Annotated in this window: 29 protein-coding genes and 1 tRNA gene; 16 read left to right on the top strand and 14 right to left on the bottom strand. The window is 68.8% G+C overall.

Annotated elements, in window-relative coordinates; all coding sequences use genetic code 11:
• Window positions 1-12 precede the first annotated feature (12 nt).
• Both ACIRHA_RS18570 and ACIRHA_RS18565 read left to right on the top strand, forming a co-directional pair.
• Complete coding sequence (locus tag ACIRHA_RS18570; RefSeq protein WP_403846671.1) at window positions 13-663, top strand: phosphotransferase; 651 nt, start codon at window positions 13-15, stop codon at window positions 661-663.
• On the top strand, window positions 549-914 hold the full coding sequence (locus tag ACIRHA_RS18565; protein ID WP_403846668.1) for a phosphotransferase: 366 nt from the start codon (window positions 549-551) through the stop codon (window positions 912-914). The genes ACIRHA_RS18570 and ACIRHA_RS18565 overlap by 115 nt, the downstream gene beginning before the upstream one ends.
• Before the next feature lie 78 nt (window positions 915-992).
• On the opposite strand, the gene ACIRHA_RS18560 is transcribed toward ACIRHA_RS18565, so the two are convergent.
• Window positions 993-1,310, bottom strand: coding sequence for a hypothetical protein (locus ACIRHA_RS18560; protein WP_403846665.1), 318 nt, complete (start codon window positions 1,308-1,310; stop codon window positions 993-995).
• 347 nt (window positions 1,311-1,657) lie between these two features.
• Window positions 1,658-2,593 (bottom strand): regulator, encoded by a 936-nt coding sequence (locus tag ACIRHA_RS18555; RefSeq protein WP_403846662.1) that lies wholly within the window; start codon window positions 2,591-2,593, stop codon window positions 1,658-1,660.
• A 95-nt stretch (window positions 2,594-2,688) separates the two neighbouring features.
• Between ACIRHA_RS18555 and ACIRHA_RS18550 the strand changes: the two genes are divergently transcribed.
• The 5 genes from ACIRHA_RS18550 (at window position 2,689) to ACIRHA_RS18530 (ending at window position 5,732) form a co-directional block, all read left to right on the top strand.
• Window positions 2,689-3,108, top strand: coding sequence for a hypothetical protein (locus tag ACIRHA_RS18550; RefSeq protein WP_403846660.1), 420 nt, complete (start codon window positions 2,689-2,691; stop codon window positions 3,106-3,108).
• Complete coding sequence (locus ACIRHA_RS18545; protein ID WP_403846657.1) at window positions 3,105-3,320, top strand: helix-turn-helix domain-containing protein; 216 nt, start codon at window positions 3,105-3,107, stop codon at window positions 3,318-3,320. The genes ACIRHA_RS18550 and ACIRHA_RS18545 overlap by 4 nt, the downstream gene beginning before the upstream one ends.
• The gene (gene xerC / locus ACIRHA_RS18540) at window positions 3,317-4,477 is read left to right on the top strand and encodes a tyrosine recombinase XerC (protein ID WP_403846654.1); all 1,161 of its coding nucleotides are present in this window, start codon (window positions 3,317-3,319) and stop codon (window positions 4,475-4,477) included. Before ACIRHA_RS18545 ends, xerC begins: the two co-directional genes overlap by 4 nt.
• A gap of 97 nt (window positions 4,478-4,574) precedes the next feature.
• Window positions 4,575-4,922: a hypothetical protein gene (locus tag ACIRHA_RS18535; RefSeq protein ID WP_403846652.1), complete on the top strand. Its 348-nt coding sequence runs from the start codon at window positions 4,575-4,577 to the stop codon at window positions 4,920-4,922.
• A 114-nt stretch (window positions 4,923-5,036) separates the two neighbouring features.
• Entirely contained in the window at window positions 5,037-5,732 is a 696-nt protein-coding gene (locus ACIRHA_RS18530) for an HAD family hydrolase (protein ID WP_403846650.1), read from the top strand.
• Window positions 5,733-6,072: 340 nt separating this feature from the next.
• On the opposite strand, the gene ACIRHA_RS18525 is transcribed toward ACIRHA_RS18530, so the two are convergent.
• A tRNA-Pro gene (locus ACIRHA_RS18525) sits at window positions 6,073-6,146 on the bottom strand.
• Between the two features lie 100 nt (window positions 6,147-6,246).
• Window positions 6,247-7,200: a metallophosphoesterase gene (locus ACIRHA_RS18520; protein WP_403846647.1), complete on the bottom strand. Its 954-nt coding sequence runs from the start codon at window positions 7,198-7,200 to the stop codon at window positions 6,247-6,249.
• Window positions 7,201-7,277: 77 nt separating this feature from the next.
• On the opposite strand from ACIRHA_RS18520, the gene ACIRHA_RS18515 reads away from it, so the two are divergent.
• The gene (locus ACIRHA_RS18515) at window positions 7,278-7,742 is read left to right on the top strand and encodes a GatB/YqeY domain-containing protein (protein WP_403846644.1); all 465 of its coding nucleotides are present in this window, start codon (window positions 7,278-7,280) and stop codon (window positions 7,740-7,742) included.
• Between the two features lie 91 nt (window positions 7,743-7,833).
• Here the strand turns inward: ACIRHA_RS18515 and ACIRHA_RS18510 are convergent, their stop codons facing one another.
• A complete protein-coding gene (locus tag ACIRHA_RS18510; RefSeq protein ID WP_403846641.1) occupies window positions 7,834-10,074 on the bottom strand; it encodes a transglycosylase domain-containing protein in 2,241 nt (746 codons plus the stop codon).
• Window positions 10,075-10,524: 450 nt separating this feature from the next.
• On the opposite strand from ACIRHA_RS18510, the gene ACIRHA_RS18505 reads away from it, so the two are divergent.
• Entirely contained in the window at window positions 10,525-10,869 is a 345-nt protein-coding gene (locus ACIRHA_RS18505; protein WP_351334469.1) for a WhiB family transcriptional regulator, read from the top strand.
• A gap of 27 nt (window positions 10,870-10,896) precedes the next feature.
• Here the strand turns inward: ACIRHA_RS18505 and ACIRHA_RS18500 are convergent, their stop codons facing one another.
• Both ACIRHA_RS18500 and ACIRHA_RS18495 read right to left on the bottom strand, forming a co-directional pair.
• Entirely contained in the window at window positions 10,897-12,216 is a 1,320-nt protein-coding gene (locus tag ACIRHA_RS18500) for an ArsA family ATPase (protein ID WP_403846637.1), read from the bottom strand.
• Window positions 12,213-13,175 carry an ArsA family ATPase gene (locus ACIRHA_RS18495; RefSeq protein WP_403846635.1) on the bottom strand — a complete coding sequence of 321 codons (963 nt, stop codon included), beginning with the start codon at window positions 13,173-13,175 and terminating at the stop codon, window positions 12,213-12,215. Before ACIRHA_RS18495 ends, ACIRHA_RS18500 begins: the two co-directional genes overlap by 4 nt.
• A gap of 85 nt (window positions 13,176-13,260) precedes the next feature.
• Between ACIRHA_RS18495 and ACIRHA_RS18490 the strand changes: the two genes are divergently transcribed.
• From ACIRHA_RS18490 to ACIRHA_RS18475, 4 genes are all read left to right on the top strand, one after another.
• Window positions 13,261-13,425, top strand: coding sequence for a DUF4177 domain-containing protein (locus ACIRHA_RS18490; protein WP_073494871.1), 165 nt, complete (start codon window positions 13,261-13,263; stop codon window positions 13,423-13,425).
• Window positions 13,422-13,892, top strand: a complete 471-nt coding sequence (locus ACIRHA_RS18485) for a RidA family protein (protein ID WP_403846631.1) — start codon at window positions 13,422-13,424, stop codon at window positions 13,890-13,892. The genes ACIRHA_RS18490 and ACIRHA_RS18485 overlap by 4 nt, the downstream gene beginning before the upstream one ends.
• Before the next feature lie 138 nt (window positions 13,893-14,030).
• Entirely contained in the window at window positions 14,031-14,921 is an 891-nt protein-coding gene (locus ACIRHA_RS18480; RefSeq protein ID WP_403846629.1) for an NUDIX hydrolase, read from the top strand.
• Window positions 14,918-15,748, top strand: coding sequence for an MBL fold metallo-hydrolase (locus ACIRHA_RS18475; protein ID WP_403846627.1), 831 nt, complete (start codon window positions 14,918-14,920; stop codon window positions 15,746-15,748). The genes ACIRHA_RS18480 and ACIRHA_RS18475 overlap by 4 nt, the downstream gene beginning before the upstream one ends.
• Before the next feature lie 22 nt (window positions 15,749-15,770).
• Here ACIRHA_RS18475 and ACIRHA_RS18470 read toward each other — a convergent pair whose 3' ends face one another.
• Complete coding sequence (locus ACIRHA_RS18470) at window positions 15,771-16,697, bottom strand: sigma-70 family RNA polymerase sigma factor (RefSeq protein WP_403846624.1); 927 nt, start codon at window positions 16,695-16,697, stop codon at window positions 15,771-15,773.
• Window positions 16,698-16,817: 120 nt separating this feature from the next.
• Window positions 16,818-17,492, bottom strand: coding sequence for a Crp/Fnr family transcriptional regulator (locus ACIRHA_RS18465; protein ID WP_164258843.1), 675 nt, complete (start codon window positions 17,490-17,492; stop codon window positions 16,818-16,820).
• Window positions 17,493-17,923: 431 nt separating this feature from the next.
• On the opposite strand from ACIRHA_RS18465, the gene nth reads away from it, so the two are divergent.
• From nth to ACIRHA_RS18450, 3 genes are all read left to right on the top strand, one after another.
• A complete protein-coding gene (nth, locus tag ACIRHA_RS18460; RefSeq protein WP_403846621.1) occupies window positions 17,924-18,784 on the top strand; it encodes an endonuclease III in 861 nt (286 codons plus the stop codon).
• Window positions 18,785-18,897: 113 nt separating this feature from the next.
• Window positions 18,898-19,611, top strand: coding sequence for an NUDIX hydrolase (locus ACIRHA_RS18455; RefSeq protein WP_403847654.1), 714 nt, complete (start codon window positions 18,898-18,900; stop codon window positions 19,609-19,611).
• Between the two features lie 72 nt (window positions 19,612-19,683).
• Window positions 19,684-20,883: a MarP family serine protease gene (locus ACIRHA_RS18450; RefSeq protein ID WP_403846618.1), complete on the top strand. Its 1,200-nt coding sequence runs from the start codon at window positions 19,684-19,686 to the stop codon at window positions 20,881-20,883.
• Window positions 20,884-20,916: 33 nt separating this feature from the next.
• Here ACIRHA_RS18450 and ACIRHA_RS18445 read toward each other — a convergent pair whose 3' ends face one another.
• From ACIRHA_RS18445 to acs, 5 genes are all read right to left on the bottom strand, one after another.
• Window positions 20,917-21,102 (bottom strand): hypothetical protein, encoded by a 186-nt coding sequence (locus ACIRHA_RS18445; protein WP_403846615.1) that lies wholly within the window; start codon window positions 21,100-21,102, stop codon window positions 20,917-20,919.
• 127 nt (window positions 21,103-21,229) lie between these two features.
• Window positions 21,230-22,183 (bottom strand): alpha/beta fold hydrolase, encoded by a 954-nt coding sequence (locus ACIRHA_RS18440; protein ID WP_403846613.1) that lies wholly within the window; start codon window positions 22,181-22,183, stop codon window positions 21,230-21,232.
• Window positions 22,180-22,689, bottom strand: coding sequence for a phage holin family protein (locus ACIRHA_RS18435; protein ID WP_403846610.1), 510 nt, complete (start codon window positions 22,687-22,689; stop codon window positions 22,180-22,182). Before ACIRHA_RS18435 ends, ACIRHA_RS18440 begins: the two co-directional genes overlap by 4 nt.
• An 88-nt stretch (window positions 22,690-22,777) precedes the next feature.
• Window positions 22,778-24,181 (bottom strand): Na+/H+ antiporter NhaA, encoded by a 1,404-nt coding sequence (gene nhaA, locus ACIRHA_RS18430; protein WP_403846608.1) that lies wholly within the window; start codon window positions 24,179-24,181, stop codon window positions 22,778-22,780.
• Window positions 24,182-24,395: 214 nt separating this feature from the next.
• Window positions 24,396-26,366 (bottom strand): acetate--CoA ligase, encoded by a 1,971-nt coding sequence (acs, locus tag ACIRHA_RS18425; RefSeq protein WP_403846606.1) that lies wholly within the window; start codon window positions 26,364-26,366, stop codon window positions 24,396-24,398.
• Window positions 26,367-26,479: the final 113 nt, after the last annotated feature.

The raw sequence follows: 26,479 nt of genomic DNA, 5'->3' as shown, positions 1-26,479 counted from the left end.
GGGCCCGACGGAATGACCACGAGCGAGCGCACTGAGTTCGATGCGGAAGCAGCCGAGGAGATCCTGAAGCGGGCTTGTGTCGCGGCCCGCGTGGCCCCGGAGGGCATCGACATGCTCAGGTTCGGTGACCACGCCGTCTTCCGCATCGACGGTGGGCGGATTGTGTCCCGTGTTGGTCGGAGCCCTGACCGACTTCCGTCCGTTCGGCGGGAAGTCGCTGTGGCGGCATGGCTCGCGACGGAGGAGTACCCGGCGGCTCGGCTCGTCACGGAGGCTGAGCAACCCGTAGTCGTCGACGGCCACCCGGTGACTTTCTGGGAAGGGCTAGCCGACGGGGACACGTACGCGAGTACGCGCGAAATGGGCGAACTGCTGCGTCAGCTCCACGACTTGGAGGCGCCTTCTGTTTCGCTGCCGTCGCTGAGTCCGTTCGGCAAGGTCGCGCAGCGCCTGGAGCAGGCCGTGATCCCGGATGAGACGCGCGCATACCTAGTGCACTCGCCGAGAAGCTGGAAGCCGCGTACGCCCGACTGTCGTTCGTGCTGCCGATGGGGCACCTGCACGGAGACTTCAACGTCGGCAATGTTCTGCGTGACGCGGACGGCCGCCCGAAGGTCATCGACCTGGACGGCTTTGTCACTGGACCGCGCGAGTGGGACCTGATGCAGACGGCGATGTATTACGACAGCTTCGGTTGGCACACCCAAGCTGAGTACGCCGAATTCGTCACGGGCTATGGCTTCGACGTGCGGGAGTGGGCAGGGTATCCCGTGCTCCGCAGCGTCCGAGAAGTCCTCATGGTCACGTGGCTTTCCCAAAACGTGGGTACGAATCCACGTGCTGCCGAGGAATTGCAGAAACGCGTGGACTCGCTTCGCTCTGGCGGCACCCGCCAGGGATGGGAGCCGTTGTAAAAGCCGTCCTGCACGATTCGCGATCGACTGACTAGGGGGAGCGCGAATTTGGGCGTGGGTCGTCGAGGAGGGGCACGGTCACCAATATTCGGCGATAGCGTCTTCCAGGCCGTCGTCGGCCCCTGCCATGCCAGCCTCAGTGAGGCCGCCAGAAAGAACTGCTGCGCCGCGAATGTTGCCTACGTTGTTTCTTGCTGCCTCCGGGCTTCCGGCAGCGCTTGCCTCTTCATAAGCCGTCCAGTACCAATCCTGGTAATCAGGGTCGTCCGAGTAATCGGGTGCAGAGCTTTCCTGCGAGATGGAACTCTCTTGTCCAGTCTCGGCTTCACTCTGGGTTGCTGTAACCCCCGTCAGGATCGCTCCGGTGACCAATGCTCCGGGGACTGCGACTGTCACCCACCGTTTGGTGCGACTCATTCGCCGCCACCGTGCGGTTGCACCGGCTCGATTGAGCCGGCTCGGTTGCCAGTCCTGCCCTAGTGTCGATCCGCCCGTCTGTGTACCTTCAGTGTTTTCCACTTCGCCTCCCATGGATTGCTTCACGCTTCCTCACTTCAGTATGCTGAGTGGCGGATCGCAATCAAGGGGCTTAGGTCACCGTGTGACAGGACCTTCTTCAGTATGTGCGGAAACGTGGTCTGGGGGAAGTGAGGTTTTGGGGCGAGAGTAACTGGTGGGCTCCGAATTCGAAGTTGCAACCACAGGAATTGATATTGGCTTGTGGGGGTGAACGAGAGGAAGTTTCACGGCTGAGTATTGACGGCTTCCCAGATTCGGAGTTCGCGTGCCTGTTCAGAGAATTCGTGAAACTCAGAGGACCGTCGCATGCCACTCGTTACGCGACCTTGGAACTCCCGTACATATTGCACGCAGCGTGCAGACCTAAGCCCCTCGCCGAGACGCAGGCCGTCCAGGGCTATTTCGAATGCGCGGCCGGCCTCGCCCTGGCTGATGTACGCATCCGCCTGCACCATGGTCACGAAGAAGTCGCTTCGGTTATTCAGGCCGTCGCCGAAGATGCCGCTCGCGCCACGCTCGGTGGCCTGCACAGAACGTTCGAGATCACGGAAGCAGTGTCCGAACTCTGCCGCCAACTCCACTTCGTCGAAGTACGAGATGTAGGCGGGATCGCTGCCCTCCGTGCGTTTGCTGAGCTGTCGCTCGGCTTCGGCCAGAGCGAGGTCACACCCTCGCGCATCGCCGAGCCGAGCAAGGGCGCGAGCCTCCATTGCGCGGTACTGCGCGGCTGTTGTGGGCGTGAGGCTTCCGGAGGGCCCCGTGAACGCCGCGCGCGCCAACGTCGCGGCCTCGCGGTATCGGCCAACGAAGGTGGCCTGGTGGCTCATTGCAGAGAGCACGCTTCCGCCGAGTAGCCGGTCACCGGCCGCTTGAGCCATGCGTAGGGCCTGGATGAAATACCGCTGTGCGACGCCGTGTAGGCCGCTGTCGTACGACATCCACGCAGCGAGCCGGAGCGCTTCGGCCACGGCCGCGTAGGCCCGTTTGCCCACGTCGGCCGAGTACGTGCCGTCGAGCATGGGGCGCACGTCCGTGTGGAGGTACTGGATCAGGGCGCGCCGTGCGTGGCCGCCACCGAACTTGCCGTCGAGCATGTCGAACGCGTCCGTGGTCGAGCGCACCATGTCGACGTCGACGGCGCCGATGGACCTACTGCCCACCCGCGTCAGTTCGCCATCCGGCGGCCGACGCCACGCTCGTACTCAAGCGTGCCCGCGGGCAGGCTGACGGCATCCTGCACGTGACGGGGCGCGACGTGAGCGAAGCCGAGTACGCGCTCTCGTTCCAAGAGGCTTCCGGTGCCTGGCACTTGCTGGACGGGCCCGCCTCCGACCACACCGTGAGCGACACCCGTGCCGCGATCCTGCGGTACGTCCGGGCCAACCCCGGAGCGCGGCCGAAGGACATTGCGGAGGCACTTCCGGACGCGGACGCCGACACGGTTCGTCGTACCTGCTCGCGCATGGCCTCTGACGGCCAGCTCGCGAAGGACGGTGGCGGCCGGTACTACCCGGACACCGAGACCCGGACACAGGGGGTACCGGAGGTGTCCCAGTTGTCCGACTGTCCGGTTACCCCACCTGACCAGCAGGAACTACCCGGACAGCTCGAACAGGAGCTGTCCGGCCTGTCCGGCTCTGACGTTGCGTCGCCCGACACCAGGAGGACTTCGTGACCCTCGCCGTACCGGAAGTGCTTGCCGAGCCGCTGCTCTACCGGGTCAGGGACGCGATGCGTGTCCTGAGCATGAGCCGGACTGTCATCTACGACCAGATCCGCATGGGCCGTCTGCGGACGGTCAAGCAGGGACGGACGCGGCTCGTCCCCGCATCAGCCATCAACGAGTACGTCGCGCTGCTTGAGCGCGAGGCAGGGGATCAGCAGTGACCAAGCGGCGTAGCAGGGGAGACGGCGGCCTCTACTGGAGCGAGTCGCGGCAACGCTGGATTGCCGCCGCCAGTCTCGGTTTCGACGCGAGCGGCAAGCGGATCATGCGGCGGGCGAGTGGCAAGACCGCGGCCAAGGACAAGTTGAAGGAGGTTCTGCGCGACCACGAGGACGGCCTTGCCATCGCACCCACGGGCTGCACGGTGGAGAACGCCGTGAACGACTGGCTGATGTACGGGCTTGTTGGCCAGGACGAAGAGACCTTGAAAGCCTGCACCAGCCTCAGCCGCAAGCACGTGATCCCGTCGCTTGGGGCCCGAAAGCTCCGCGACCTCAGCGCGGAGGACGTGGACAAGTGGCTTGCCTCCAAGGCGAATTCGCTCAGTACCCGCACCCTTCAGGGAATCCACTCGTGCCTGAATCGCGCGGTCAAGCGAGCGATGGCGCGGGACAAGGTGAAGCGCAACGTGGTGGAACTGTGCTCCATCCCGAGGGGCCGCCCAGGACGCCCGTCGAAGGCGCTGACGTTCGCCCAAGCCGAAGCCGTGCTCAAGGCGTCCGAGAGCGCGACCATGCACGCGTACATCGTGCTGGCGCTGCTCACGGGCGCGCGTACCGAGGAGCTGCGGGCACTCACCTGGGATCACGTCTTCCTGAAGGGTGATCCTGTCGTCAATCCTCCGGTACCGCCGTACATCGCGGTGTGGCGATCGGTCCGTGCCGGCGGGGACACCAAGACCCGGAAGTCCCGTCGGACGCTTGCGCTTCCCGCCCGCTGTGTGGCGGCGCTCTGGCGGCACTGGGAAGAGCAGGGCTGGGATCGGCTCGCTGCCGGTGACGACTGGGAGGAGAACGGGCTTGTCTTCCCCTCCGCTGTCGGCAAGGAGCTGGATTCCACGAACGTACGTCGCGCCTTCCGCGCCGCAATCAAGGAGGCGGAGGACGTCACAGCGAAGGAGTGGACGCCACGCGAGCTGCGGCACAGCTTCGTCTCGCTGCTGTCTGACAGGAGCATCCGATTGGAAGTGATCTCGCGGCTCGTCGAGCACTCCGGAACCGCCGTCACGGAGGAGGTCTACCGCAAGCAGATCCGACCGGTCGTCCAGGACGGCGCGGTCGCGATGGACGACATCTTCAAGGCCGATCCGGAGCAATGACCCCCTCTGCCCGTGAGGCGCCTTTGCCGGAGGGCGGCCCACGGGCAGAGATCCTAGAAGCCCCGCACGCAGGTTTGGTCATGGCTACGTTGTTGCCATGACCTTGTCATTCACTGAACTGAAGCACATCGACGACTACGAGGAGAGGTACGGACGAACGTGGCCGAGAGATGACAACGAGTGGAGCAAGATGACCGCTGCCTATCTGACGGTGGAGGTCGACGGTTGGGCTCCAGAAGGGTGGGTGCACTTTCTCCCCGGAGGCCTTGATGGGGCCCCTGAGGAGGTGGGGCACGTAGTACTGGTTCGGGGGAACTCTGGGGCCCGGCTCCCAGCCCGCGTTTGCCGGGAGGACATCACACGAGCGGAGCTGCGATCCATGAACCCGGACACGGAGTTGTTCCTGGACTTCGATCAGTTCATGACATGGCTCAACAAGGGCTGAGAGAGCCTGTTTTCGATCCCCGAGTCGGCCGTGGGGTCGTGATACTCGACAGTGAGCTGTCGCTAGGGTCCCGATCTTGACGCTCTGCAATGTGCTGTGACTAGGGTCGCGGTCATGACAATCAAGGGTGTGCTGTTCGACGCGTCCGGGACCCTGCTGCGGATCGAGTCGGCGCAAAGCTGGCTGCGCGGGGTGCTCGACGACCGTGGCATCGAGGCTTCCGACGAGGAGGTTCGCCTGTACGGGGAACGGCTCGATGTAGCGGGGGCCGTACCCGGTGGCACACCGCCACGGACAGTGCCGGATCAGCTGGCCGCAGTGTGGCAGGCGCGTGACGGCAGTGAGGAGGCGCACCGCGCCGCGTTTACCGGTCTGGCGCGGCAGGCGGAGCTGCCCTGGGAGGGCCTGTACGACGCCCTGTACGAGCGGACCTTCCAGCCCGCCGCGTGGCGGCTCTACCCGGACGCCCTCGACGTGCTGCGGGAACTGCGCGAACGGGGGGTGCGCATCGGGGTCGTGAGCAACGTCGGCTGGGACTGGCGGCCTGTCTTCGACGCGCTCGGCCTCACGCCGTACATCGACGCGAACGTATTCTCGTACGAGGTGGGGGTGGACAAGCCCGATCCACGGATCTTCCGGCTCGCCTGCGATCAGCTGGGCGTCGACCCCACCGAAACGCTGATGGTCGGTGACGAACGGCAGAAGGACGGCGGGGCTGAGGCGGTCGGGTGCCGCTACCTGCCGGTGGAGCACCTTCCGGTAGAGAGCCGGCCGGACGGGCTCCAGGCTGTGCTTGGAATGGTGGCGTGAGGTTACCGCTCCGTTCGGCAATGGTTGTTTCTTGAGCAGTTTCGACTCGGCCACGAGTTGGGTGTAACGCTCCTGCGTCACCTTGCCGACCATGATGGGCATGTGATCACCACCTGCCACGGGTCCCGGGGGCGGCGCAACGCCGGCGACATGGCCGGGCCCGCGATCCCGCTCAGCGTCGACCTGCCACAAGATCGAACGCCAGCGCCGACCGAAACTGACCGGATGGACATTGCCGTCCGTCATGAGTCCAGAACGATAGACACTCAGTTAGGCACTCAACGCAAATCAGGCCCGACACTGATCTCTCAGTACCGGGCCTGACCTGGTGTTTCAGCTGTCGGGGTGGCGGGATTTGAACCCACGACCTCTTCGTCCCGAACGAAGCGCGCTGCCAAGCTGCGCCACACCCCGATGTCGTTGTTCCGTTCTCTGCAGTCCTGCAGGTCGCGGCGACGTCGTTTACTTTAGCGGACTGTCGGCCTGAGACGAAATCCGGTTTACGGCAGCGCCCTCACGCCGCCCGCGGGGCCAGCGTCAGCAGAGTCGCCTCGGGCGGGCAGGCGAAGCGGACCGGGGTGTAGCGGTTGGTGCCGCAGCCCGCCGAGACGTGGAGGTAGGACGTGTTGCCCTCCGCCTCGTGCGTGGACAGGCCCTTCACGCGGTCCGTGTCCAGGTCACAGTTGGTGACGAGGGCCCCGTAGAAGGGGATGCAGAGCTGGCCGCCGTGGGTGTGGCCCGCGAGGACCAGCGGGTAGCCGTCCGCGGTGAAGGCGTCGAGCGTGCGGAGGTACGGGGCGTGCACCACGCCCATGGAGAAGTCCGGGCCGGACAGGGGGCCGCCGGCCACCTCGGCGTACCGGTCGCGCTTGATGTGCGGGTCGTCCAGGCCGGTGAGGCCGATCTCCACGCCCGCCACCTTCAGCGAGCCCCGCGTGTTCGTGAGGTTCAGCCAGCCGGCCGCGTCGAAGCCCTCGCGCAGGTCCTCCCACGGGTTGTGGATGGCGCCGACGACGGGGGCGTTGCCGTTGAGCCCGTGCTTGCCCGAGATCTGCTGCTTCAGGTAGCGGGCCGGGTTGAGGAGCTTGGGGCCGTAGTAGTCGTTGGACCCGAAGACGTACGCGCCGGGGAACTCCATCAGCGGGCCGAGGGCGTCGAGGACTTCGGGGACGCCCTCCGTGTCGGACAGGTTGTCGCCCGTGTTGATGACGAAGTCGGGGCGGAGGCCCGCGAGGGACTGCAGCCAGCGGCGCTTCTTGTTCTGCCCGCTCACCATGTGGATGTCGGAGACCTGGAGGACCCGCATCGGGCGCATACCGGCGGGCAGGACCGGGATCGTGACCCGTCGCAGACGGAAGGAGCGGGCCTCGAAGCCCGCGGAGTAGGCCAGTCCGGCGGCGCCCACCGCCGCGATGCCGGCCGTCACCTTCAGGGAGGTCTTCAGGGGAGTCCCGTATCGAGCGCGCATGAGTCCCATCGTGTCAGACCGGCACCGCGGCGGAAATCGGCGGGCGTTGGTCCTCGGGCACCTGCGACAATCACGTCATGACCACGCTCAAGTCGAAGCTGCAGGACGACCTCAACGCCGCGATCAGGGAGCGCAACGAGCTGCGCTCCTCGACGCTCCGGCTGACCCTCTCCGCGATCACCAACCAGGAAGTCGCGGGCACGGAGAAGCGTGAGCTGTCGGACGACGAGGTGCAGAAGGTGATCGCCAAGGAGGCGAAGAAGCGCCGCGAGGCGGCCGAGGCCTTCGAGAAGGCGGGCCGCGCCGAGTCCGCGAGCCGCGAGGAGGCGGAGGGCGTGGTGCTCGCCGAGTACCTGCCGCAGCAGCTGTCCGACGCCGAGCTCGAGCAGATCGTCGCGCAGGCGGTCGAGGAAGCGAAGGCGGCCGGCGCCGAGGGGCCGAGGGCCATGGGCCAGGTCATGAAGATCGTGAAGCCGAAGGTCGCGGACCGCGCCGAGGGCGGCCGGGTGGCCTCCACGGTCAAGCGCCTCCTGGCGGGCTGACCGCCACCCACGCTACGTACGACGGAGAGGGCGCACCCCGCACGGGGTGCGCCCTCTCCGTCGTCCGTACTCTCCGTCGTACGCAGGGGGTTCAGTGGCGGCCCCAGCCGCCCCCGTGCCCGTTCCCGTTGCCGCCGCCGATCAGGTCCGGCGGGATCGAGATGTCGGGCAGCGGGTCGGCGTCGCCGTTGCCCCCGTCTGCCTCGTCGCCCCCGGGCTCGGGCTTCTTGCCCTTGCTCTTTTCCTTCTTCTTGTCCGGGTCCGGGATGTTCACCTTGTTGAAGGTGGGCGCGTCCCTGCCGGACAGCGCGCCGTTCATCGCGTCCCGCCAGATCGGACCCGGCGTATCGGCGCCGAAGACCTTGTCGTGGTACTGGCCACCGATGGTGATGTCGGTCATCGGGACGGCCTGCGAGGCGCTGCCGACCCAGACGGCGCCGGACAGGTTCGGCGTGTAGCCGGCGAACCAGGCGTTCTTACGGCCGTCGGTGGTACCGGTCTTACCCGCGTTGTCCCGGCCGGTGAGGCCGGCCGTCTTGCCCGTACCGGAGTCGACCACGCCGCTGAGCAGCGTATTGATCTTGTCGGCGGTCGACTTCGACATCGCCCGCGAGCACTTCGACTTCGGTACGTCGAGCGCCTTGCCGTTGGGGTCGGTGATCGCGTCGATGGCGACGGGCGTGCAGTACGTGCCGCGGTTGGCGAACGCCGCGTACGCGGTGGCCATCGTCAGCGGCGAGAGGCCGGTCGAGCCGAGGGTCATCGACGAGGGCACCTCGTCGACCTTCTTGCCGTTGCCCTGCACCACGCCCAGCTTGTCGGTCATCTTCACGACCGGGCACATGCCGATGTCGCCGATCATCTGCACGAAGTACGTGTTGATGGACTTGGCCATCGCCTCCTTGAGGCGATACGGGCCGACCTCCGACTCGTTCTCGTTCTCCAGCTTGTAGCCGCCGTCGTTGACCCACGGCTTGCCGCTGCACGTCTGGACGCGGCTCGGGTACGGCATCTGGTACGGCGCCGGGTACTGCTTCGTCACCGGCGTGCCCTTCTCCAGGGCCGCGGCCGCCACGAACGGCTTGAACGTCGAACCGGTCGGGAAGCCGAGGTTGGAGCCGCCGTCCCGGTAGTTGACGGAGTAGTTCATCTCCGCCTCGTTCTTGGAGGCGTCGGAGCCGTACGGCTTCGACTGGCCCATGCCGAGGACCTTGCCCGTGCCCGGCTCGACGAACGTGCCCGCCGCGTCGACCTTGTCCGACTGGTAGACGTGCCGCTTGACCGACTCCTCCACGGAGTCCTGCGTCTGCGGGTCGAGCGTCGTCTTCACCGTCAGGCCGCCGCGGTTCCAGACCTTGGCGCGGTCCTCGGACGTCTTGCCGAAGGCCGGGTCGTTGAGGAAGACGTTCCTGACGTAGTTGCAGAAGAAGGCCGCGCCGCGCGTCGCGGTGATGCAGCCGTTCTGCGGCCTGCTGACCTTCAGGTCGATCGGCGTCTTCTTGGCCTCGGCGGCCTCGGCCTGCGTGATGTCGTGCGTCTCCGCCATCCGCTGCAGCACGGTGTTGCGCCGCTTCTTCGCCTCGGCCTCGTCGTTGACGGGGTCGTAGCGGCTGGGCGACTGCACGATGCCGGCGAGCATCGCCGACTCCTGGATGTTCAGGTCCTTGGCCGACTTGGAGAAGTAGCGCTGGGCCGCGGCCTCGACGCCGTACGCCTGCTGCCCGAAGTACGTGATGTTCAGGTAGTTGTTGAGGATCTTCTTCTTGCCGACCTCGTTCTCCACCTGGATCGCGTACTTCAGCTCCTTGACCTTGCGGCCGATGGTCTGCTGAGTCGCCTGCGCCAGCTTGGTCGGGTCGTCGCCCGCCTCTTCCATGAAGACGTTCTTCACGTACTGCTGGGTGAGGGTGGAGGCGCCCTGCGAGACGCCGCCGTTCTGCGCGTTGGCGTTGATCGCGCGCAGGATGCCCTTGGCGTCGACGGCGCCGTGCTCGTAGAACCGCGAGTCCTCGATCGCGACGATCGCCTTCTGCATGTACGGCGAGATGTCGTCGAGCTTCACGACCGTGCGGTCGCGCGAGTAGACGGTCGCGATCTTGCCGCCCTCGTTGTCCAGGATCGTGGTGCGCTGGCTCAGCGGCGGGGTCTTCAACGTCGCCGGGATCTCGTCGAATCCCTCGACCGAGCCCTTGGCCGCGAGGCCGAGTGCGCCTGCCGCGGGCAGGGCGATCCCCGCCAGCACGGCTCCGGCGAGCACACTGACTCCGAGGAACTTGGCGGCCTGTTGGGCCGGCGACAGACCGCCGCCACCGCCTGAGCGCTTCTTTCCCATGCGGGGCAGCCTACGTGTCGATTCTCCGGACAGCCGTATATGCCTTGGCCTAAGCTGCACTCAACTGTCACAGCAGTGCGGTCTCGTATCAAGATGCGGGACGACCCCGAATCGTTCCCGGTACGTATGAAGTGCCTCTTGTAGTCATTCCCGGACCCTTTCGCGGAGCTTCGCGTAGGGCTCAGGGGGTGTCCGACTTGGCCTTGTGTGTCACTCGACGCCCGTTGTGACTCAAGTGAACTGTCCCGATTTGCCGGGGTTATTACGCATGTCCTCCGGTCACTCCGTCGGGTGATCTGCCGCTTACGCATAGTCCGTTCGGACCATTCAAGATTGGGCCCGAAGGGGGTGTTGCGCTGTGCCCACCTTCCGTAACGTCCTCAACTGGCGGCGGTGAATATGCCGCTGCCGCCGTGGGGGAGCCTCGATTCGGGAGAGGACGGCGCCGGTATGGGCTGGGTAGTCGACTGGAGTGCGCAGGCGGCCTGCCGCACTACCGATCCGGACGAACTGTTCGTTCAAGGAGCAGCGCAGAACCGGGCGAAGGCGGTGTGCACGGGATGCCCCGTGCGGACCGAGTGCCTGGCGGACGCGCTGGACAATCGCGTCGAGTTCGGCGTGTGGGGTGGCATGACGGAGCGGGAGCGCCGCGCGTTGCTGCGCAGGCGTCCGACGGTCACCTCGTGGCGCCATCTCCTTGAGACGGCGCGTACGGAGTACGAGCGCGGCGCGGGCCTGCTGCCCGTGGAGCTGGAGAACGACGAGACGTACGAGAGGTACGCGGCCGTCGGATAGCCGACGTCCCGTCAACCGCTGTACGGCTCACACGACTCCGGCCGGAGTGCCACCGGCCGCGAGCCGTTCCCCGATGTCCCTGAGGCCTGTCAGGTCGTGTACGTCACCGGGCAGGGCCGCGACCTCGGTCACGGCGACCTCGGGATGCAGCGCGGTGAAGCGGTCACGCGTGCGCTGTTCGCGCGCGACCAACCGCATGCGCTCCGCGTGCAACCGCAGCAGTCCCGCGGTCAGTTGCTCAATGCTGGGCTCGGCCGTGGGGGCGGCGCCGGATGTCTCGGGTGATGCCTCGGATGCCTCAAGGGGCGCTTCGGAAGGCGCCTCGGGGAGTGTCTCTGGGAGTGCCTCGGGAGTGGCACGATCCTCTTCCTTCCCGCCCCCCTGATCCACAATGCGGCGCTCGTCAAGATTTTCTGCGGCGGCGAGCGCCCGCTCGGCCGAAAGCCGGCCCGCACCGCTGCCGTGCACCCGGTTCAGCACGAGACCGGCCAGCGGCATCTTCTCCGCGGCCAGGCGCTCCACGAAGTACGCGGCCTCGCGCAGCGCGTCCCGCTCGGGCGCGGCGACCACGAGGAACGCCGTGCCGGGCGCCTGCAGCAGCTTGTACGTGGCGTCCGCGCGCGTACGGAAGCCGCCGAACGTCGTGTCCATCGCGGCCACGAACGTCTGCACGTCACGCAGCAGTTGACCGCCGAGCAGCTTGCCGAGCGTGCCGGTCATCAGCGACATCCCGACGTTCAGGAACTTCATGCCCGCGCGGCCGCCGACCTTCGCGGGTGCCATGAGCAACCGGATCAGCTTTCCGTCGAGGAAGGAGCCGAGCCGGGTGGGCGCGTCCAGGAAGTCGAGCGCGGAGCGCGAGGGCGGCGTGTCGACGACGATCAGGTCCCACTCGTCGCGCGAGCGCAGCTGGCCCAGCTTCTCCATCGCCATGTACTCCTGCGTGCCCGCGAAGCCCGCCGAAAGCGACTGGTAGAAGGGGTTGCCCAGGATCGCCTTCGCGCGCTCCTCGTCCGCGTGCGCCTCGACGATCTCGTCGAAGGTGCGCTTCATGTCGAGCATCATCGCGTGCAGTTCGCCGCCCTCCGCTCCTTCGGCGGTGGCGATGTCCTTCACCCGGCGCGGCGTGTTGTCCAGCGAGTCGATGCCCATGGACTGGGCGAGCCTGCGGGCCGGGTCGATGGTGAGCACGACGACCTTGCGGCCGCGCTCGGCGGCGCGCAGCCCGAGAGCGGCGGCCGTGGTGGTCTTGCCGACGCCGCCGCTGCCGCAGCACACCACGATGCGGGTCTGCGGGTCGTCGAGCAGCGGGTCCACGTCGAGCGTGCCCGAAGGATTCAGTGTCATGAAATCCCTTGCTGTCGCAGTTCCTCGGCGAGCGTGTAGAGCCCGGAGAGGTCGAGGCCCTCGGTGAGCAGCGGCAGTTCGTGCAGGGGCAGGTCCGCCCCGGCGAGCTGATCGCGCTGGGCGCGCTCCAGGGCGTAGCGCTCGGCGTACTCCCCGGCCTGCGCGAGCAGCGGGCCGACGAGCCGCTTGGCGCTGCCGAGCCCGGCGGCCGTCAGGGCCTCGGTGACCGCCGGGCGGACCTCGCCGTCGGAGGTCAGTGCCAGGGCGGGTTCCCCGAGGAGCGCGGGTCGCACCATGTTCACCATGATCCGGCCGACGGGCAGCTTCGCGGCGCGCAGCTCGGCGACCCCGTCGAGGGTCTCCTGCACCGGCATCTCCTCGAGGAGCGTCACCAAGTGCACCGCGGTCTCACGGGACTTGAGGACCCGCATCACCGCCTGCGCCTGATTGTGTATCGGGCCCATCTTGGCGAGCCCCGCCACCTCGTCGTTCACGTTGAGGAACCGGGTGATGCGGCCGGTGGGCGGCGCGTCCATCACCACGTAGTCGTAGATGTAGCGCCCCTGCTTGTCTTTTCTGCGCACGGCCTCGCAGGCCTTGCCCGTCAGGAGTACGTCCCGCAGGCCCGGCGCGATGGTGGTCGCGAAGTCGATCGCGCCCAGCTTCTTGAGGGCGCGGCCGGCGCCGCCCAGCTTGTAGAACATCTGGAGGTAGTCCAGAAGCGCCAGTTCGGGATCGATGGCGAGCGCGTGCACCTCCCCTCGCCCAGGCGCGACGGCGATCTTCCGCTCTTCGTAGGGGAGCGCCTCCGTCTCGAAGAGCTGCGCGATGCCCTGTCTGCCCTCCACCTCCACGAGGAGAGTGCGCTTGCCCTCGGTCGCGAGGGCGAGCGCGAGTGCAGCGGCGACCGTGGTCTTTCCGGTCCCGCCCTTGCCACTGACGACCTGGAGCCTGCTCACGTATTCGAGCCTAACCAGTAGGTCGGACATCCACGCAGCAGCCTCCGGAACGCTTCGGCCATGCACGGCGGATACAGTCGGCCCCATGGCAAAGAAGTGGGAATACGCGACCGTGCCGCTCCTCGTGCACGCGACGAAGCAGATCCTGGACACGTGGGGCGAGGACGGCTGGGAGCTGGTCCAGGTCGTGCCGGGACCGAACAACCCCGAGCAGCTGGTGGCCTATCTGAAGCGCGAGAAGCAGGCGTGAGCGGCGTCGTCGACGCACGGCTCGCCGAGCTCGGCCTGACCCTGCCGCCCGTCGTCCCTCCGGTCGCCGCGTATCAGCCGGCCGTGCGGTCCGGCGTGTATGTGTACACGGCCGGGCAGCTGCCCATGGTCGACGGCAAGCTGCCGCTGACCGGCAAGGTCGGCGACGAGGTCACCGACGAGCAGGCCAAGGACCTGGCCCGCACCTGCGCGCTGAACGCGCTGGCGGCCGTGAAGTCCGTCACCGGTGATCTGGACCGCATCGCGCGCGTGGTGAAGGTCGTCGGCTTCGTGGCCTCCGCCACCGATTTCACCGGCCAGCCCGGCGTCATCAACGGCGCGAGCGAGCTGCTCGGCGAGGTCCTCGGCGACAAGGGCGTGCACGCGCGCAGCGCCGTGGGCGTGGCCGTGCTGCCGCTGGACGCGCCGGTCGAGGTCGAGATCCAGGTGGAGCTCACCGAGGCGTGAGCCGCTGACGTACGCGTATGTGTGCGCGTACGCGTAGGCGTACGGGTTTGTGTTTCGAGTTTGTGTTTCGAGAGGCCGTCCGATCTTGGTTTCGGGCGGCCTCTCGAACATCCGGCCGCCAGCAGTTAGCCTCCGGCCATGGCAAATGGGCAGTGGTATCCCCCCGAGTGGCCGGAACGCATCCGCGCCCTCGCCGCCGGCACGCTCACGCCCGCGACGCCGCGCAGGGCGGCGACGGTGATGCTGCTCAGAGACGCCTCGCCCGGTGGCCCCGAGGTGCACATGCTCCGCAGACGTACGTCGATGAAGTTCGCGGCCGGTGCCTACGCGTATCCGGGCGGCGGCGTCGACCCGCGCGACGACGACCGGCTGGTGCGCTGGGCGGGCCCCACGCGCGCGGAGTGGGCCGAGCGGCTCGGCGTGCCCGAGCTGGAGGCCCAGGCGATCGTCTGCGCCGCCGTGCGGGAGACGTTCGAGGAGGCGGGCGTGCTGCTCGCCGGGCCGACCCCGGACACCGTCGTCGACGACACGACGGGCGAGCGGTGGCAGGCCGACCGGCAGGCGCTGATCGACCGGGACCTGTCCTTCGCCGAGTTCCTGGAGAACCGCGGCCTGGTGCTGCGCTCCGACCTGCTCGGCGCGTGGGCCCGCTGGATCACCCCCGAGTTCGAACCGCGCCGCTACGACACGTGGTTCTTCGTGGCCGCGCTCCCGGCGGGCCAGCGCACCAGCGACGACACCTCCGAGGCCGACCGCACGGTGTGGATCATGCCGGGGCGGGCCGCGGCGGAGTACGACCGGGGCGAGCTGACGATGATGCCGCCGACGATCGCGACGCTGCGCACCCTGGAGGCGTACGACGAGGTGCGGGGCGCCCTCGCGGGGGCGGCGGGGCGCGATCTCACTCCCGTACTCGCACAGGCGCGCATGGAGGCGGACGAACTGGTGCTGTCCTGGCCGGGACACGACGAGTTCACCAAGCACATCCCGACCGGGAAGAGCGAAAGCAACGGGGGAGCATCCTCATGACCGAAGCCGCGGCCCTGCCCGGCCAGCCGCGCGGCGGGGTCCTCGCGGGCCCCGCCACCGCCCGCGCGGTCAACGTCCTGGCGCCCAACCCGTCCGCGATGACCCTCGACGGCACCAACACCTGGATCGTCGCCGAACCGGACAGCGACCTCGCCGTCGTCATCGACCCCGGCCCGCTGGACGACGAGCACCTGCACGCCGTGCTGGACATCGCCGAGAAGGCGGGCAAGCGGGTCGCGCTCACCCTCCTCACGCACGGGCACCCGGACCACGCCGAAGGGGCGGGCCGGTTCGCCGAGTTGACCGGGACGAAGGTGCGGGCACTCGACCCGGCGCTGCGGCTCGGCGACGAGGGGCTCGCCGCCGGTGACGTGATCACGACGGGCGGCCTGGAGCTGCGCGTCGTGCCGACCCCGGGGCACACCGCGGACTCGCTGTGCTTCCATCTCCCGGCCGATCAGGCCGTGTTGACGGGTGACACCATCCTCGGGCGCGGCACGACCGTGGTCGCCCACCCGGACGGCCGCCTCGGCGACTACCTGGACTCGCTGCGCCGGCTGCGTTCCCTGACGGTCGACGACGGGGTGCACACGGTGCTGCCGGGCCACGGCCCGGTCCTCGAGGACGCCCAGGGCGCCGTCGAGTTCTACCTGGCGCACCGGGCGAACCGGCTCGCGCAGGTGGAGACGGCCGTCGAGGAGGGATACACGGCGGCCTCCGAGGTCGTGGCGCACGTGTACGCGGACGTGGACCGGTCGCTGTGGCCCGCGGCCGAGCTGAGCGTGCGGGCTCAGCTCGACTATCTGCGGGAACACGGGCTGATCTAGGGCCTGTCGTTCGGGTCAGGCTCTACGCCCTGTCGTTCGGATCGGGCACGGCCTGGGCGTCGTTGGCCTCCTGCGGCCACCTGATGTCCAGCGCGGCGAGACGCGGCGGGTCCGCGATGATGTCGACGCCGACGATCTTGCCGCCCTGGAACGTGAAGGCGAGCACCGCGACGACCTGGCCACGGGGCGCCTGCACGATGCCGAGGCCGTCGCCGACGAACGCCGGGTAGGCGGCCTGCGCCAGCTTCCCGTAGAACGCGGCCTGCTTGGCCACCGCCAGGCTGCCGCGCAGCAGCCCGGAGGCGGTGCCGCCGCCCGCGTCCACCCGCAGCAGGACGTCCGGGTCGAGGAGTTCGAGCAGCGCCTCGAAGTCACCCACGCGCGTGGCGGCGAGCCAGGCGTCGACGACCTCGCGCTGCCGCGCCAGTGAGGCGCCCGGCGGCACCGTCGAGCCCTGCACGCGGCGGCGCGCCCTGCTCGCCATCTGCCGGGTCGCCGCGGGGGTGCGCTCCACGATCGGGGCGAGCTCCTCGAACGGCACCGCGAACATGTCGTGCAGCACGAAGGCGAGGCGTTCGGCGGGCGCCAGGGTGTCCAGGACGACGAGCAGCGCGAGCCCGACGGAGTCCGCGAGTTCGGCCTCGTGGACGGGGTCGGCGGGGCGGACCACCGGGTCGGGGACGTGGGTCTCGGCGGCCCCGTCCTCCAGGGGGTCCTCACGCCGCGCTGTACGGGCCCGCAGCATGTCCAGGCAGATCCGTCCGACGACGGTGGTCAGCCAGCCGCTCAGGTTCCGTACGTCGCCGCTCTCGGCCCGCTGGAGCCGCAGCCACCCCTCCTGCACGGCATCCTCGGCCTCGCTCAGCGAACCGAGCATCCGATACGCCACGGAGCGCAGCCGCCCGCGCTCCGCCTCGAAACGGGTGACGAGATCGGACGGCTGTGTCATGAGTGGCTCCCCTTTGTGTCTCTACGTGTCTCTACGTGGACGGGTACCGCTTTTTGTGCCGCTACGTAGACGGGCCCCGCCACGAGGTGTGGCGGGACCCGTCTACGTAGGCGTGTGGTGTCAGCGCGAGCGCTTCGCGAGGCGCTCCACGTCCAGGAGGATCACGGCGCGGGCCTCCAGGCGGAGCCAGCCGCGGCCCGCGAAGTCCGCGAGCGCCTTGTTGACCGTCTCGCGGGAGGCACCGACCAGCTGGGCCAGCTCTTCCTGCGTCAGGTCGTGCACGACGTGGATGCCTTCCTCGGACTGCACACCGAAGCGGCGCGACAGGTCGAGGAGCGCGCGGGCCACGCGGCCGGGCACGTCGGAGAAGACCAGGTCGGACATCTGGTCGTTGGTCTTGCGCAGGCGCCGGGCGACGGCGCGCAGCAGCGCCGTGGCGACCTCGGGCCTGACGTTCAGCCAGGGCTGCAGGTCGCCGTGGCCCAGGCCGAGGAGCTTGACCTCGGTGAGGGCGCTGGCGGTGGCGGTGCGCGGTCCCGGGTCGAACAGCGACAGCTCGCCGATCAGCTCGCCGGGGCCGAGGACGGCGAGCATGTTCTCTCGCCCGTCGGGGGAAGTGCGGTGGAGCTTCACCTTGCCCTCGGTGACCACGTACAGGCGGTCTCCGGGGTCGCCCTCGTGGAACAGGGCGTCGCCGCGTGCGAGGGTCACCTCACTCATGGAGGCGCGGAGCTCCGCGGCCTGCTCGTCATCGAGCGCCGCGAAGAGCGGGGCGCGCCGCAGAACGTCGTCCACGAGTTTCTCTCCTATGTCGCCTGCATCGGGAGTGGGCCCGATCGAATCGACCGGATCGCCCCGGTTGTCGATCATTTCCACTGCCCATTTTGCCGGACGGTCCAAACAGTGTGATCAGTCACTCGTACACAAGTCTGCCGCACCCGCGCCACAACCCGAGGGGGAGGGGGCCAATCGTGGAGCGATCCAGTGGCTTCGGGGCGGATGTCAGTGCCGGGCTTTAGGCTGGCCGAGTGTTCAAAATGCCGGTGAGAGCGCAGGCGAAGGGGGTCGTGACGGTGGCGGACGATCTCGTTTCTGCTGTGGGCGAACAGGCGCAGAAAGGTGCCCCCGAGGCCGTGACCAGGGGGCTGACGGCGTCCCCGGTGAGTGTGATCGGGGCCGAGCCCGTACTCAAGTCCGTGTCCGCACAGGGGAAGGCCGCCTAGTCGATGTCCGCGCCCGCGAAGAAGACCGCAACGAAGAAGACGGCCGCTCCGACGGCAGCCGCCGCGAAGAAGACGGCCGCACGTCCCGAGACGCACACGGCGCTCGTCCGTCGTGCCCGGAAGATCAACCGGGAGCTCGCGGAGGTGTACCCGTACGCCCACCCGGAGCTGGACTTCGAGAACCCCTTCCAGCTCCTGGTGGCCACGGTCATGTCGGCCCAGACCACGGACCTGCGGGTCAACCAGACGACGCCGGCCCTGTTCGTGAAGTACCCGACCCCGGAGGACCTGGCCGCGGCCAACCCGGAGGAGGTCGAGGAGCTGATCCGCCCGACCGGCTTCTTCCGCGCCAAGACGCGCTCGATCATGGGCCTGGCCAAGGCGCTGAGCGAGGACTTCGGCGGCGAGGTGCCCGGCCGCCTCGAAGACCTGGTCAAGCTGCCCGGCGTGGGCCGCAAGACGGCCTTCGTGGTGCTCGGGAACGCGTTCGGGAGGCCCGGCATCACCGTCGACACACACTTCGGCCGCCTGGTCCGCCGCTGGAAGTGGACCGACGAGACGGACCCCGACAAGGTCGAGGCGGCCGTCGGCGCGCTCTTCCCGAAGAGCGAGTGGACCCAGCTCAGTCACAACGTGATCTTCCATGGCCGCCGCATCTGCCACTCCCGCAAGCCGGCCTGCGGCGCCTGCCCGATCGCCCCGCTCTGCCCGGCGTACGGGGAGGGCGAGACGGACCCGCAGAAGGCGGAGAAGCTGCTCAAGTACGAGAAAGGCGGCTTCCCCGGCCAGCGTCTCAAGCCCCCGCAGTCCTACCTGGACGCGGGCGGTCTCCCGGCGCCGCCCCTGTCCGGCCGGGAGGCATGACGGACCGCATCGGAGGGCATTCGGGGCTTGGCCCGGGCCCAGCACACCGCGAGGGGGCGGCGATGAAGCACGTGAGCGAGATCGGCGGGATGAGCGGCGGGGCGCAGGGGTCGATGGGAGGGCACGGACCGGTTGCGGCGCACGGTGGTCCGCCGCCCTTTGATGTGACCCTTCGTACCGAGGGGCTGCCCGACTGGCTCGACCCCGTGGCACGGGCCGCCGCCACGGTCCGCGGTGAGCAGCTCAGCCGCTTCCTGCCGCCGGAGAGCGGGGCCGGTCGGCAGTCCGCCGTGCTGGTCCTGTTCGGCGAGGGGGAGCGCGGGCCCGAGCTGTTGCTCATGGAGCGTTCGGGCTCGCTCAGATCCCATGCGGGCCAGCCCTCGTTCCCCGGCGGCGCCCTCGACCCGCAGGACGGCGACCCGCTCGCCGCAGGGCCGCTGCACGCCGCCCTGCGGGAGGCGTGGGAGGAGACAGGGCTCGACCCGGGCGGCGTCCAGCTCTTCGGCGTGCTGCCGAAGCTGTACATCCCGGTGAGCAGCTTCGTCGTCACGCCCGTACTGGGTTGGTGGCGGGTGCCCTCACCCGTCGCGGCGGTCGACCCTGCGGAGACGGCGCGGGTCTTCACGGTCCCCGTGGCAGACCTCACGGACCCGGAGAACCGGGCGACGACGGTCCACCCGAGCGGTCACAGGGGCCCCGCCTTCCTGGTGGAATCGGCACTGGTCTGGGGGTTCACCGCAGGCGTGATCGACCGGCTGCTGCACTACGCGGGGTGGGAGCGCCCCTGGGACCGATCAAAGACGGTCCCACTCGATTGGCGGTCGTGACAGGGTGGGCGCCGTGAATCACGAGCACAGGCCGACTGGGACGAGGCGAGATGCAAGGCGGGGCGTGAATCGGTGAACGTGCTGGACTTCCTGCTGCTCGCCGCGGTCGTGTGGTTCGCGATCGTCGGCTACCGCCAGGGCTTCGTCGTCGGCATCCTGTCGGTGATCGGCTTCCTCGGCGGCGGCCTCGTCGCGGTCTACGCGCTGCCTCTTCTGTGGGACGCGATCACCAGTGACGCGGAGGTCACCACGACCGCCGCGGTCGTCGCCGTGGTCGTCGTGATCGTCTGCGCCTCCGTCGGTCAGGCCTTCACCACGCACTTGGGCAACAAGCTGCGCAGGTACATCACTTGGTCCCCGGCCCGCGCGCTCGACGCGACGGGCGGCGCGGTGGTCAACGTGGCGGCGATGCTCCTGGTCGCCTGGCTCATAGGCTCCGCGCTGGCCGGCACGACGCTGCCCACGCTCGGCAAGGAAGTACGCAACTCGAAGGTGCTGCTCGGCGTCTCGCAGGCGCTGCCCACGCAGGCGGACACCTGGTTCGCGGACTTCTCCTCGACCCTCGCGCAGAACGGGTTCCCGCAGGTCTTCAGCCCGTTCGCGAACGAGCCGATCGCCGACGTGAAGCCGCCGGACCCGGCGCTCGCGGGCAGCCAGGTGGCGCTCGATGCGAAGCGATCCATCGTCAAGGTCGTGGGCCAGGCGCCCAGTTGCGGCAAGGTCCTCGAAGGCACCGGCTTCGTGTTCTCCGACCGCCGCGTGATGACGAACGCGCACGTGGTCGGCGGTGTCGACGAACCCACCGTCCAGATAGGCGGCGAGGGCGTGAAGTACGACGCGAAGGTCGTGCTCTACGACTGGAAGCGCGATATCGCGGTCCTGGACGTGCCGGCCCTGAAGGCGCCCCCGCTCCAGTTCACGGAGACCGACGCGCAGCGCGGCGGCGGCGCGATCGTCGCGGGCTTCCCGGAGAACGGCGCGTACGACGTCCGCCCCGCGCGCGTACGAGGCCGCATCACGGCGAACGGCCCGGACATCTACCATCGCGGCACCGTGCGCCGCGATGTGTACTCGCTGTTCGCGACGGTCCGTCAGGGCAACTCCGGCGGACCGCTGCTCACCCCGGACGGCCGGGTCTACGGCGTGGTGTTCGCCAAGTCGCTCGACGACTCGGAGACGGGCTACGCGTTGTCGGGCGACGAGATCCGGACCGACATCACGCGCGGCCGCGCGGCCAACCAGCAGGTCGACACGGACGCCTGCGCGCTGTAGTCAGCGGGTGTGGAACGGGTGTGGAAGGGGCGTTCAGCCCCGACTGCCGTGCCGGATCCGCGCGGACACCCACCGGGCGCGGCGCCGCAGAATACGAGGAATGCCCAGCCGGGGATCGTGCGCCGACCAGCCGTCCGGCGCCCCTCTCCGGGGAGAGCCCAGCGTCATCGCTGGGCGGCGATTGCGTGCTGCGTCACTGTAGTCGTGCGTCCAGCCCATACCCCGACGTGTGCCCCTGCCCCATGGTCGGTAACCGCCCTCACACTCCCCAAATTGGGTTATGCGCCGGGCAATTGGCCGTTCGAAGCACAGGTGTTCCCCCTGTCGTAACCGCAACAAACAGGGCTCACCGGTCCGGTTCGGGATCCTTCAGCCAGTTCACCAGTTCCTTCGAGAACGCCGCCGGGTCCTCCTCGTGCGGGAAGTGTCCGAGGCCGTCGAAGAGGCGCCAGCGGTACGGGGCCTCCACGTACTCGCCCGAGCCCGCCGCGCTGCGCGTGCGCATCACCGGGTCGAGGGAGCCGTGGACATGGAGCGTCGGCACCCGCACGGGGCGCTTCATCCGCCGGTTGAACTGGATCCCGTCGGGGCGCGCGAGGGAGCGCACCATCCACCGGTACGGCTCGATCGAGCAGTGCGCGGTCGACGGGATGCACATGGCCTGCCGGTATGTCCGCACGGTGTCGTCGTCGGGCTGGTGCGGACCCGACCAGTCCCGGACGAGCTTGCCCACCAACTCGCCGTCGTTCGCGAGCAGCTGACGCTCGGGCAGCCACGGGCGCTGGAAGCCCCAGACGTACGAGCCCGAGCGCGACTGCCGGTAGTCCGCGAGCATCGCCGAGCGCCACCGGCGCGGATGCGGCATCGAGGAGACCACGAGCCGGCGCACCAGCTTGGGCCGCATCACGGCCGCGGTCCAGGCGAGATACCCGCCGAGGTCATGGCCGACCAGCGCCGCGTCGGGCTCGCCGAGGGAGCGGATCACGCCCGTGACGTCGAGCGCGAGGTTCGCAGGGTCGTAACCCCGCGGCGTGCGGTCGCTGCCGCCTACGCCGCGCAGGTCCATCGCGACGGCCCGGAAGCCCGCGTCGGCGAGCGCGGCGAGCTGGTGCCGCCACGTCCACCAGAACTGCGGGAAGCCGTGCAGCAGCAGGACCAGCGGCCCGTCCCCCATCTCGGCGATGTGGAAGCGCGCGCCGTTGGCCGCGACGTCCCGGTGGGTCACCTTGTGCCCGCCGGGGACGTCGAGGAGTACGAAGGATGCGGGCGGCTGGGCCGAAGGAGTGGCAGGGTCCGTCATGCAGACGAGCGTGCCACAGCTTCGATGGCCTTCGTGTCATGGCCGTCCGCGGTCACCTCTCGGGGGTGCGGCTTGGCGTTCTGCAGTACGCCTGCCGTCTCCTTGAACGAGGCGGCGGTCTTCTGCGGGCCCTTGCCCTTCGCGGCCTTCTTGGCGAACGCGATGCCGACGAGCGCGAGCAGCCCGGCGAGGACACAGCTCGCGGCGAACGACAGCAGGAAGCACCAGGCGAGGTTCCAGCCGCCCTCGCCGTTGTGACCGCCGGTCCACGAGTTGATCCCGTACGCGAGCGCGAAGCTCAGCATCGGCAGCGAGAAGGTGAGGACCACCCCCGCCGCCGCGAGCGCGCCGCCGCTGACGGCGCCCCGCTTCACATCCCGCTTCAGCTGCGCCTTGGCCAGCGCGATCTCGTCGTGCACCAGCGCGGACATCTCGGCCGTCGCCGATGCGAACAGCTGGCCGACGCTGCGTTCGGCGCCGACCGGGTTGTCGTCGGGTGCGCTCATCGCGTACTCCCCTGTTCTTCTGTAGAAGCTCTTCTTGGGAACCTTGCAGCTGCTCCGTATGCGCGTACTGCGCGGATTCTCCGTCAGATCATGCCGGACGCTCGTCCTCGCCGCCTGCCCCGGCCGCCACTTCCGCAAGCCTGCGGTGTTCCGCGGCCTTCCGCTCGTAGATCTCGGCCATCCGACGGTGGTACTCCGGATCGCCCACCTCGTAGATGTCCGGGACCCCGGAGAGATCCTCGTCGCGCTCCTCGGCCTCCCACAGGGCCCGGTACTTGGCGTTCCGGATCTTCAGCAGCACGCTCGAGATCACCGCCGCGATCAGCGAGCCCATCAGCACGGACGCCTTGATCTCGTCCGTCAGCAACGGATCGTCGGTGAAGGCGAGTTCCCCGATGAGCAGCGAGACCGTGAAGCCGATGCCGGCGAGCGAGGCCACCGCGAACACGTCGGGCCAGGCCAGTTCGTCGGAGAGCGAGGCCTTGGTGAACCGGGCGGTCAGCCACGTACCGCCGAAGATCCCGAGGGCCTTGCCGACGACGAGGCCCAGCACCACGCCCAACGTCTCGGGCTTGGTGAATACGTCGCCCAGGGCCCCGCCCGACACCGCGACACCGGCACTGAACAGCGCGAACAGCGGCACCGCGAGCCCCGCGGAGAGCGGCCGCACCAGGTGCTCGACGTGCTCGCCGGGCGACTGCTCCTCGCCCTCCTCGCGGTGGCAGCGCAGCATCAGGCCCATGGCGACACCGGCGATGGTGGCGTGCACGCCGCTGTTGTACATCAGCCCCCAGATGACCAGGGCGAGCGGAACGTAGACGTACCAGCCGCGCACCCGCTTCCTCAGCAGCAGCCAGAAGACGGCGAGGCCGAGGAACGCGCCGCCGAGCGCGGCGAAGTTCAGGTCGTCGGTGAAGAAGATCGCGATGATCAGGATCGCGAAGAGGTCGTCGACGACGGCGAGGGTCAGCAGGAACGCGCGCAGGGCACTCGGCAGCGAGGTGCCGATGACGGCGAGGACGGCGAGCGCGAAGGCGATGTCGGTGGCCGTCGGCACGGCCCAGCCGGACAGCGAGCCGCCGCCGGTCGCGTTGACGATCACGTACACGATCGCGGGCATGGCCATGCCGCAGAGGGCGGCGACGACCGGCAGCGCGGCGGCCTTGGGATCGCGCAGGTCACCCGCGACGAGCTCGCGCTTGAGTTCGATGCCGGCGACGAAGAAGAAGACGGCGAGCAGTCCGTCGGCGGCCCAGTGCTCGATGGAGAGGTCGAGGCCGAGCGCCCCGGGCCCCAGGTGGAAGTCGCTGACGGCCTCGTAGCTGTGGTGCAGGGCCGGGATGTTGGACCAGACGAGCGCGGCGACCGCGGCGACGAGGAGCAGGACACCGCCGACGGTCTCGGTGCGCAGCGCGTCGGCCACGAAGGTCCGCTCGGGCAGCGAGAGCCGGCCGAGTGCCTTGCGGTCCTGCTTGTTCTTGGGCGCGCTCACGGGTGGACCTCCGGTCGGGTACGGCTGACTGCGTTGCCGACCAGACTTCCCGGCGCACCTGTTGGATCCTGTCGGATCTCTGTCGCGTCGTTGACGCGACTTTTACCCTACAGGGTGCCCCGGCCTCGTTGGTGATCATCACCTTACGTACGAAACGGGCACCCGGCGCGCTCGCCGGATGCCCGTCCCGTCGGCCGCGCGGGCCGAACGCGCATCAGTCCTCGCTGGACGCCGACGGCAGCTCCGCCTGGATCAGGTCCATCACGGAGGAGTCGGCGAGCGTCGTGACGTCGCCCACCGCCCGGTTCTCCGCGACATCGCGCAGCAGGCGGCGCATGATCTTGCCGGAGCGCGTCTTGGGCAGCTCGGCGACCGGCAGCACCCGCTTGGGCTTGGCGATCGGGCCGAGTGCGGTGCCCACGTGGTTACGCAGGTCCGCCACCAGCGACTCGTCCTCCGCGTCCGCGCTGCCGCGCAGGATCACGAAGGCGACGATCGATTGACCGGTCGTCTCGTCGGCGGCGCCGACCACGGCGGCCTCGGCGACGGACGGGTGCGAGACGAGCGCCGACTCGACCTCGGTGGTCGAGATGTTGTGCCCGGAGACGAGCATGACGTCGTCCACGCGCCCGAGGAGCCAGATGTCGCCGTCCTCGTCCTTCTTGGCGCCGTCACCGGCGAAGTACTTGCCCTCGAAGCGGGACCAGTACGTGTCGATGAACCGCTGGTCGTCGCCCCAGATGGTGCGCAGCATCGAGGGCCACGGCTCGGTGAGGGCGAGATAGCCGCCACCGCCGTCCGGCACCTCGTTCGCCTCGTCGTCGAGGACGGTCGCCGAGATGCCCGGCAGCGCGCGCTGGGCGGAGCCCGGCTTGGTCTCGGTGACGCCCGGCAGCGGCGAGATCATGATCGCGCCGGTCTCGGTCTGCCACCAGGTGTCCACGACGGGGCACTTGTCGGCGCCGAAGTGCTTGCGGTACCAGACCCACGCCTCAGGGTTGATCGGCTCGCCCACGGAGCCGAGCACGCGCAGGCTGCTCAGGTCGAACTTCGCGGGGATCTCGTCGCCCCACTTCATGAACGTACGGATCAGCGTCGGCGCCGTGTAGAGGATCGTGACGCCGTACTTCTGCACGATCTCGGGGATCCGGCCCTGGTGCGGGGTGTCCGGGGTGCCCTCGTAGATGACCTGCGTCGCGCCGTTCGAGAGCGGGCCGTACGTGATGTACGAGTGTCCGGTGACCCAGCCGATGTCGGCGGTGCACCAGTAGACGTCCGTCTCCGGCTTGAGGTCGAAGACCGCGTGGTGGGTGTACGAAGCCTGCGTCAGGTAGCCGCCGGAGGTGTGCAGGATGCCCTTCGGCTTACCCGTCGTGCCCGACGTGTACAGGATGAAGAGCGGCTGCTCGGCGTCGAAGGCCTGCGGCGTGTGCTCCGCGGACTGGCGGCCCACAAGGTCGTGCCACCAGATGTCGCGGCCCTCGGTCCATGCCACGTCCTGCTTGGTGCGCTGGACGACGAGGACCTTCTCGACTCCCTGCACGCTGCTGACGGCCTCGTCGACCGCGGGCTTGAGCGCGGACGGCTTGCCGCGCCGGTAGCCGCCGTCGGAGGTGATGACGACCTTGGCGTCGGCGTCCTCGATGCGCTTGGCGATGGCGTCGGCCGAGAAGCCGCCGAAGACGACGGAGTGCGCGGCGCCGATGCGCGCGCAGGCGAGCATCGAGATGACGGCTTCCGGGATCATCGGCAGATAGACGGCGACCCGGTCACCGGTCTGAACTCCCAGCTCGGTCAGGGCGTTCGCGGCGCGGCTGACCTCGTCCTTGAGCTCGGCGTAGGTGATCGCGCGGCTGTCGCCGGGCTCGCCCTCGAAGTGGATGGCGACGCGGTCGCCGTTCCCGGCCTCGACGTGGCGGTCGACGCAGTTGTACGCGACGTTGAGTTTGCCGTCCTTGAACCACTTGGCGAACGGCGGGTTCGACCAGTCGAGGGTCTCGGTCGGCTCGGTGGCCCAGGTGAGGCGGCGGGCCTGTTCGGCCCAGAAACCGAGCCGGTCAGCCGTGGCCTGCTCGTACGCCTCGGCCGTGACGTTGGCGTTTGCGGCCAGGTCAGCGGGCGGCGCGAAGCGTCGCTCCTCCTTAAGAAGGTTGGCCAGGCTTTCGTTGCTCACGACATCTCCCATGCAGTGTTTGTGCCGGAGGCGACCGTTGTGTCCCAGGCCACAGCTCATCAGACCGCGACCCCTGGTGACAAGGGGGGTCCGCGAATTGGTTTAGACCTGTACGCGTAGGGCTC

The organism is Streptomyces sp. NPDC102360 (assembly GCF_044766085.1).
Classification (GTDB): Bacteria; Actinomycetota; Actinomycetes; order Streptomycetales; family Streptomycetaceae; genus Streptomyces.
Note: the sequence above shows the minus strand (reverse complement) of the source record. Positions and strands in the feature narration are given on the sequence as shown.

Excerpts from the sequence above, each read along its gene's own strand:
- ACIRHA_RS18440 (WP_403846613.1), bottom strand. The coding sequence starts at position 22,183 with ATGACGGACCCTGCCACTCCTTCGGCCCAGCCGCCCGCATCCTTCGTA.
- ACIRHA_RS18500 (WP_403846637.1), bottom strand. The coding sequence starts at position 12,216 with ATGACACTGAATCCTTCGGGCACGCTCGACGTGGACCCGCTGCTCGAC.
- ACIRHA_RS18490 (WP_073494871.1), top strand. The coding sequence starts at position 13,261 with ATGGCAAAGAAGTGGGAATACGCGACCGTGCCGCTCCTCGTGCACGCG.
- ACIRHA_RS18570 (WP_403846671.1), top strand. The coding sequence starts at position 13 with ATGACCACGAGCGAGCGCACTGAGTTCGATGCGGAAGCAGCCGAGGAG.
- ACIRHA_RS18480 (WP_403846629.1), top strand. The coding sequence starts at position 14,031 with ATGGCAAATGGGCAGTGGTATCCCCCCGAGTGGCCGGAACGCATCCGC.
- ACIRHA_RS18510 (WP_403846641.1), bottom strand. The coding sequence starts at position 10,074 with ATGGGAAAGAAGCGCTCAGGCGGTGGCGGCGGTCTGTCGCCGGCCCAA.
- ACIRHA_RS18445 (WP_403846615.1), bottom strand. The coding sequence starts at position 21,102 with ATGGGCTGGACGCACGACTACAGTGACGCAGCACGCAATCGCCGCCCA.
- ACIRHA_RS18455 (WP_403847654.1), top strand. The coding sequence starts at position 18,898 with ATGGGAGGGCACGGACCGGTTGCGGCGCACGGTGGTCCGCCGCCCTTT.
- ACIRHA_RS18520 (WP_403846647.1), bottom strand. The coding sequence starts at position 7,200 with ATGCGCGCTCGATACGGGACTCCCCTGAAGACCTCCCTGAAGGTGACG.
- acs (WP_403846606.1), bottom strand. The coding sequence starts at position 26,366 with ATGGGAGATGTCGTGAGCAACGAAAGCCTGGCCAACCTTCTTAAGGAG.
- ACIRHA_RS18470 (WP_403846624.1), bottom strand. The coding sequence starts at position 16,697 with ATGACACAGCCGTCCGATCTCGTCACCCGTTTCGAGGCGGAGCGCGGG.
- nth (WP_403846621.1), top strand. The coding sequence starts at position 17,924 with ATGTCCGCGCCCGCGAAGAAGACCGCAACGAAGAAGACGGCCGCTCCG.
- ACIRHA_RS18515 (WP_403846644.1), top strand. The coding sequence starts at position 7,278 with ATGACCACGCTCAAGTCGAAGCTGCAGGACGACCTCAACGCCGCGATC.
- ACIRHA_RS18475 (WP_403846627.1), top strand. The coding sequence starts at position 14,918 with ATGACCGAAGCCGCGGCCCTGCCCGGCCAGCCGCGCGGCGGGGTCCTC.
- ACIRHA_RS18565 (WP_403846668.1), top strand. The coding sequence starts at position 549 with ATGGGGCACCTGCACGGAGACTTCAACGTCGGCAATGTTCTGCGTGAC.
- ACIRHA_RS18535 (WP_403846652.1), top strand. The coding sequence starts at position 4,575 with ATGACCTTGTCATTCACTGAACTGAAGCACATCGACGACTACGAGGAG.
- ACIRHA_RS18435 (WP_403846610.1), bottom strand. The coding sequence starts at position 22,689 with ATGAGCGCACCCGACGACAACCCGGTCGGCGCCGAACGCAGCGTCGGC.
- ACIRHA_RS18530 (WP_403846650.1), top strand. The coding sequence starts at position 5,037 with ATGACAATCAAGGGTGTGCTGTTCGACGCGTCCGGGACCCTGCTGCGG.
- ACIRHA_RS18505 (WP_351334469.1), top strand. The coding sequence starts at position 10,525 with ATGGGCTGGGTAGTCGACTGGAGTGCGCAGGCGGCCTGCCGCACTACC.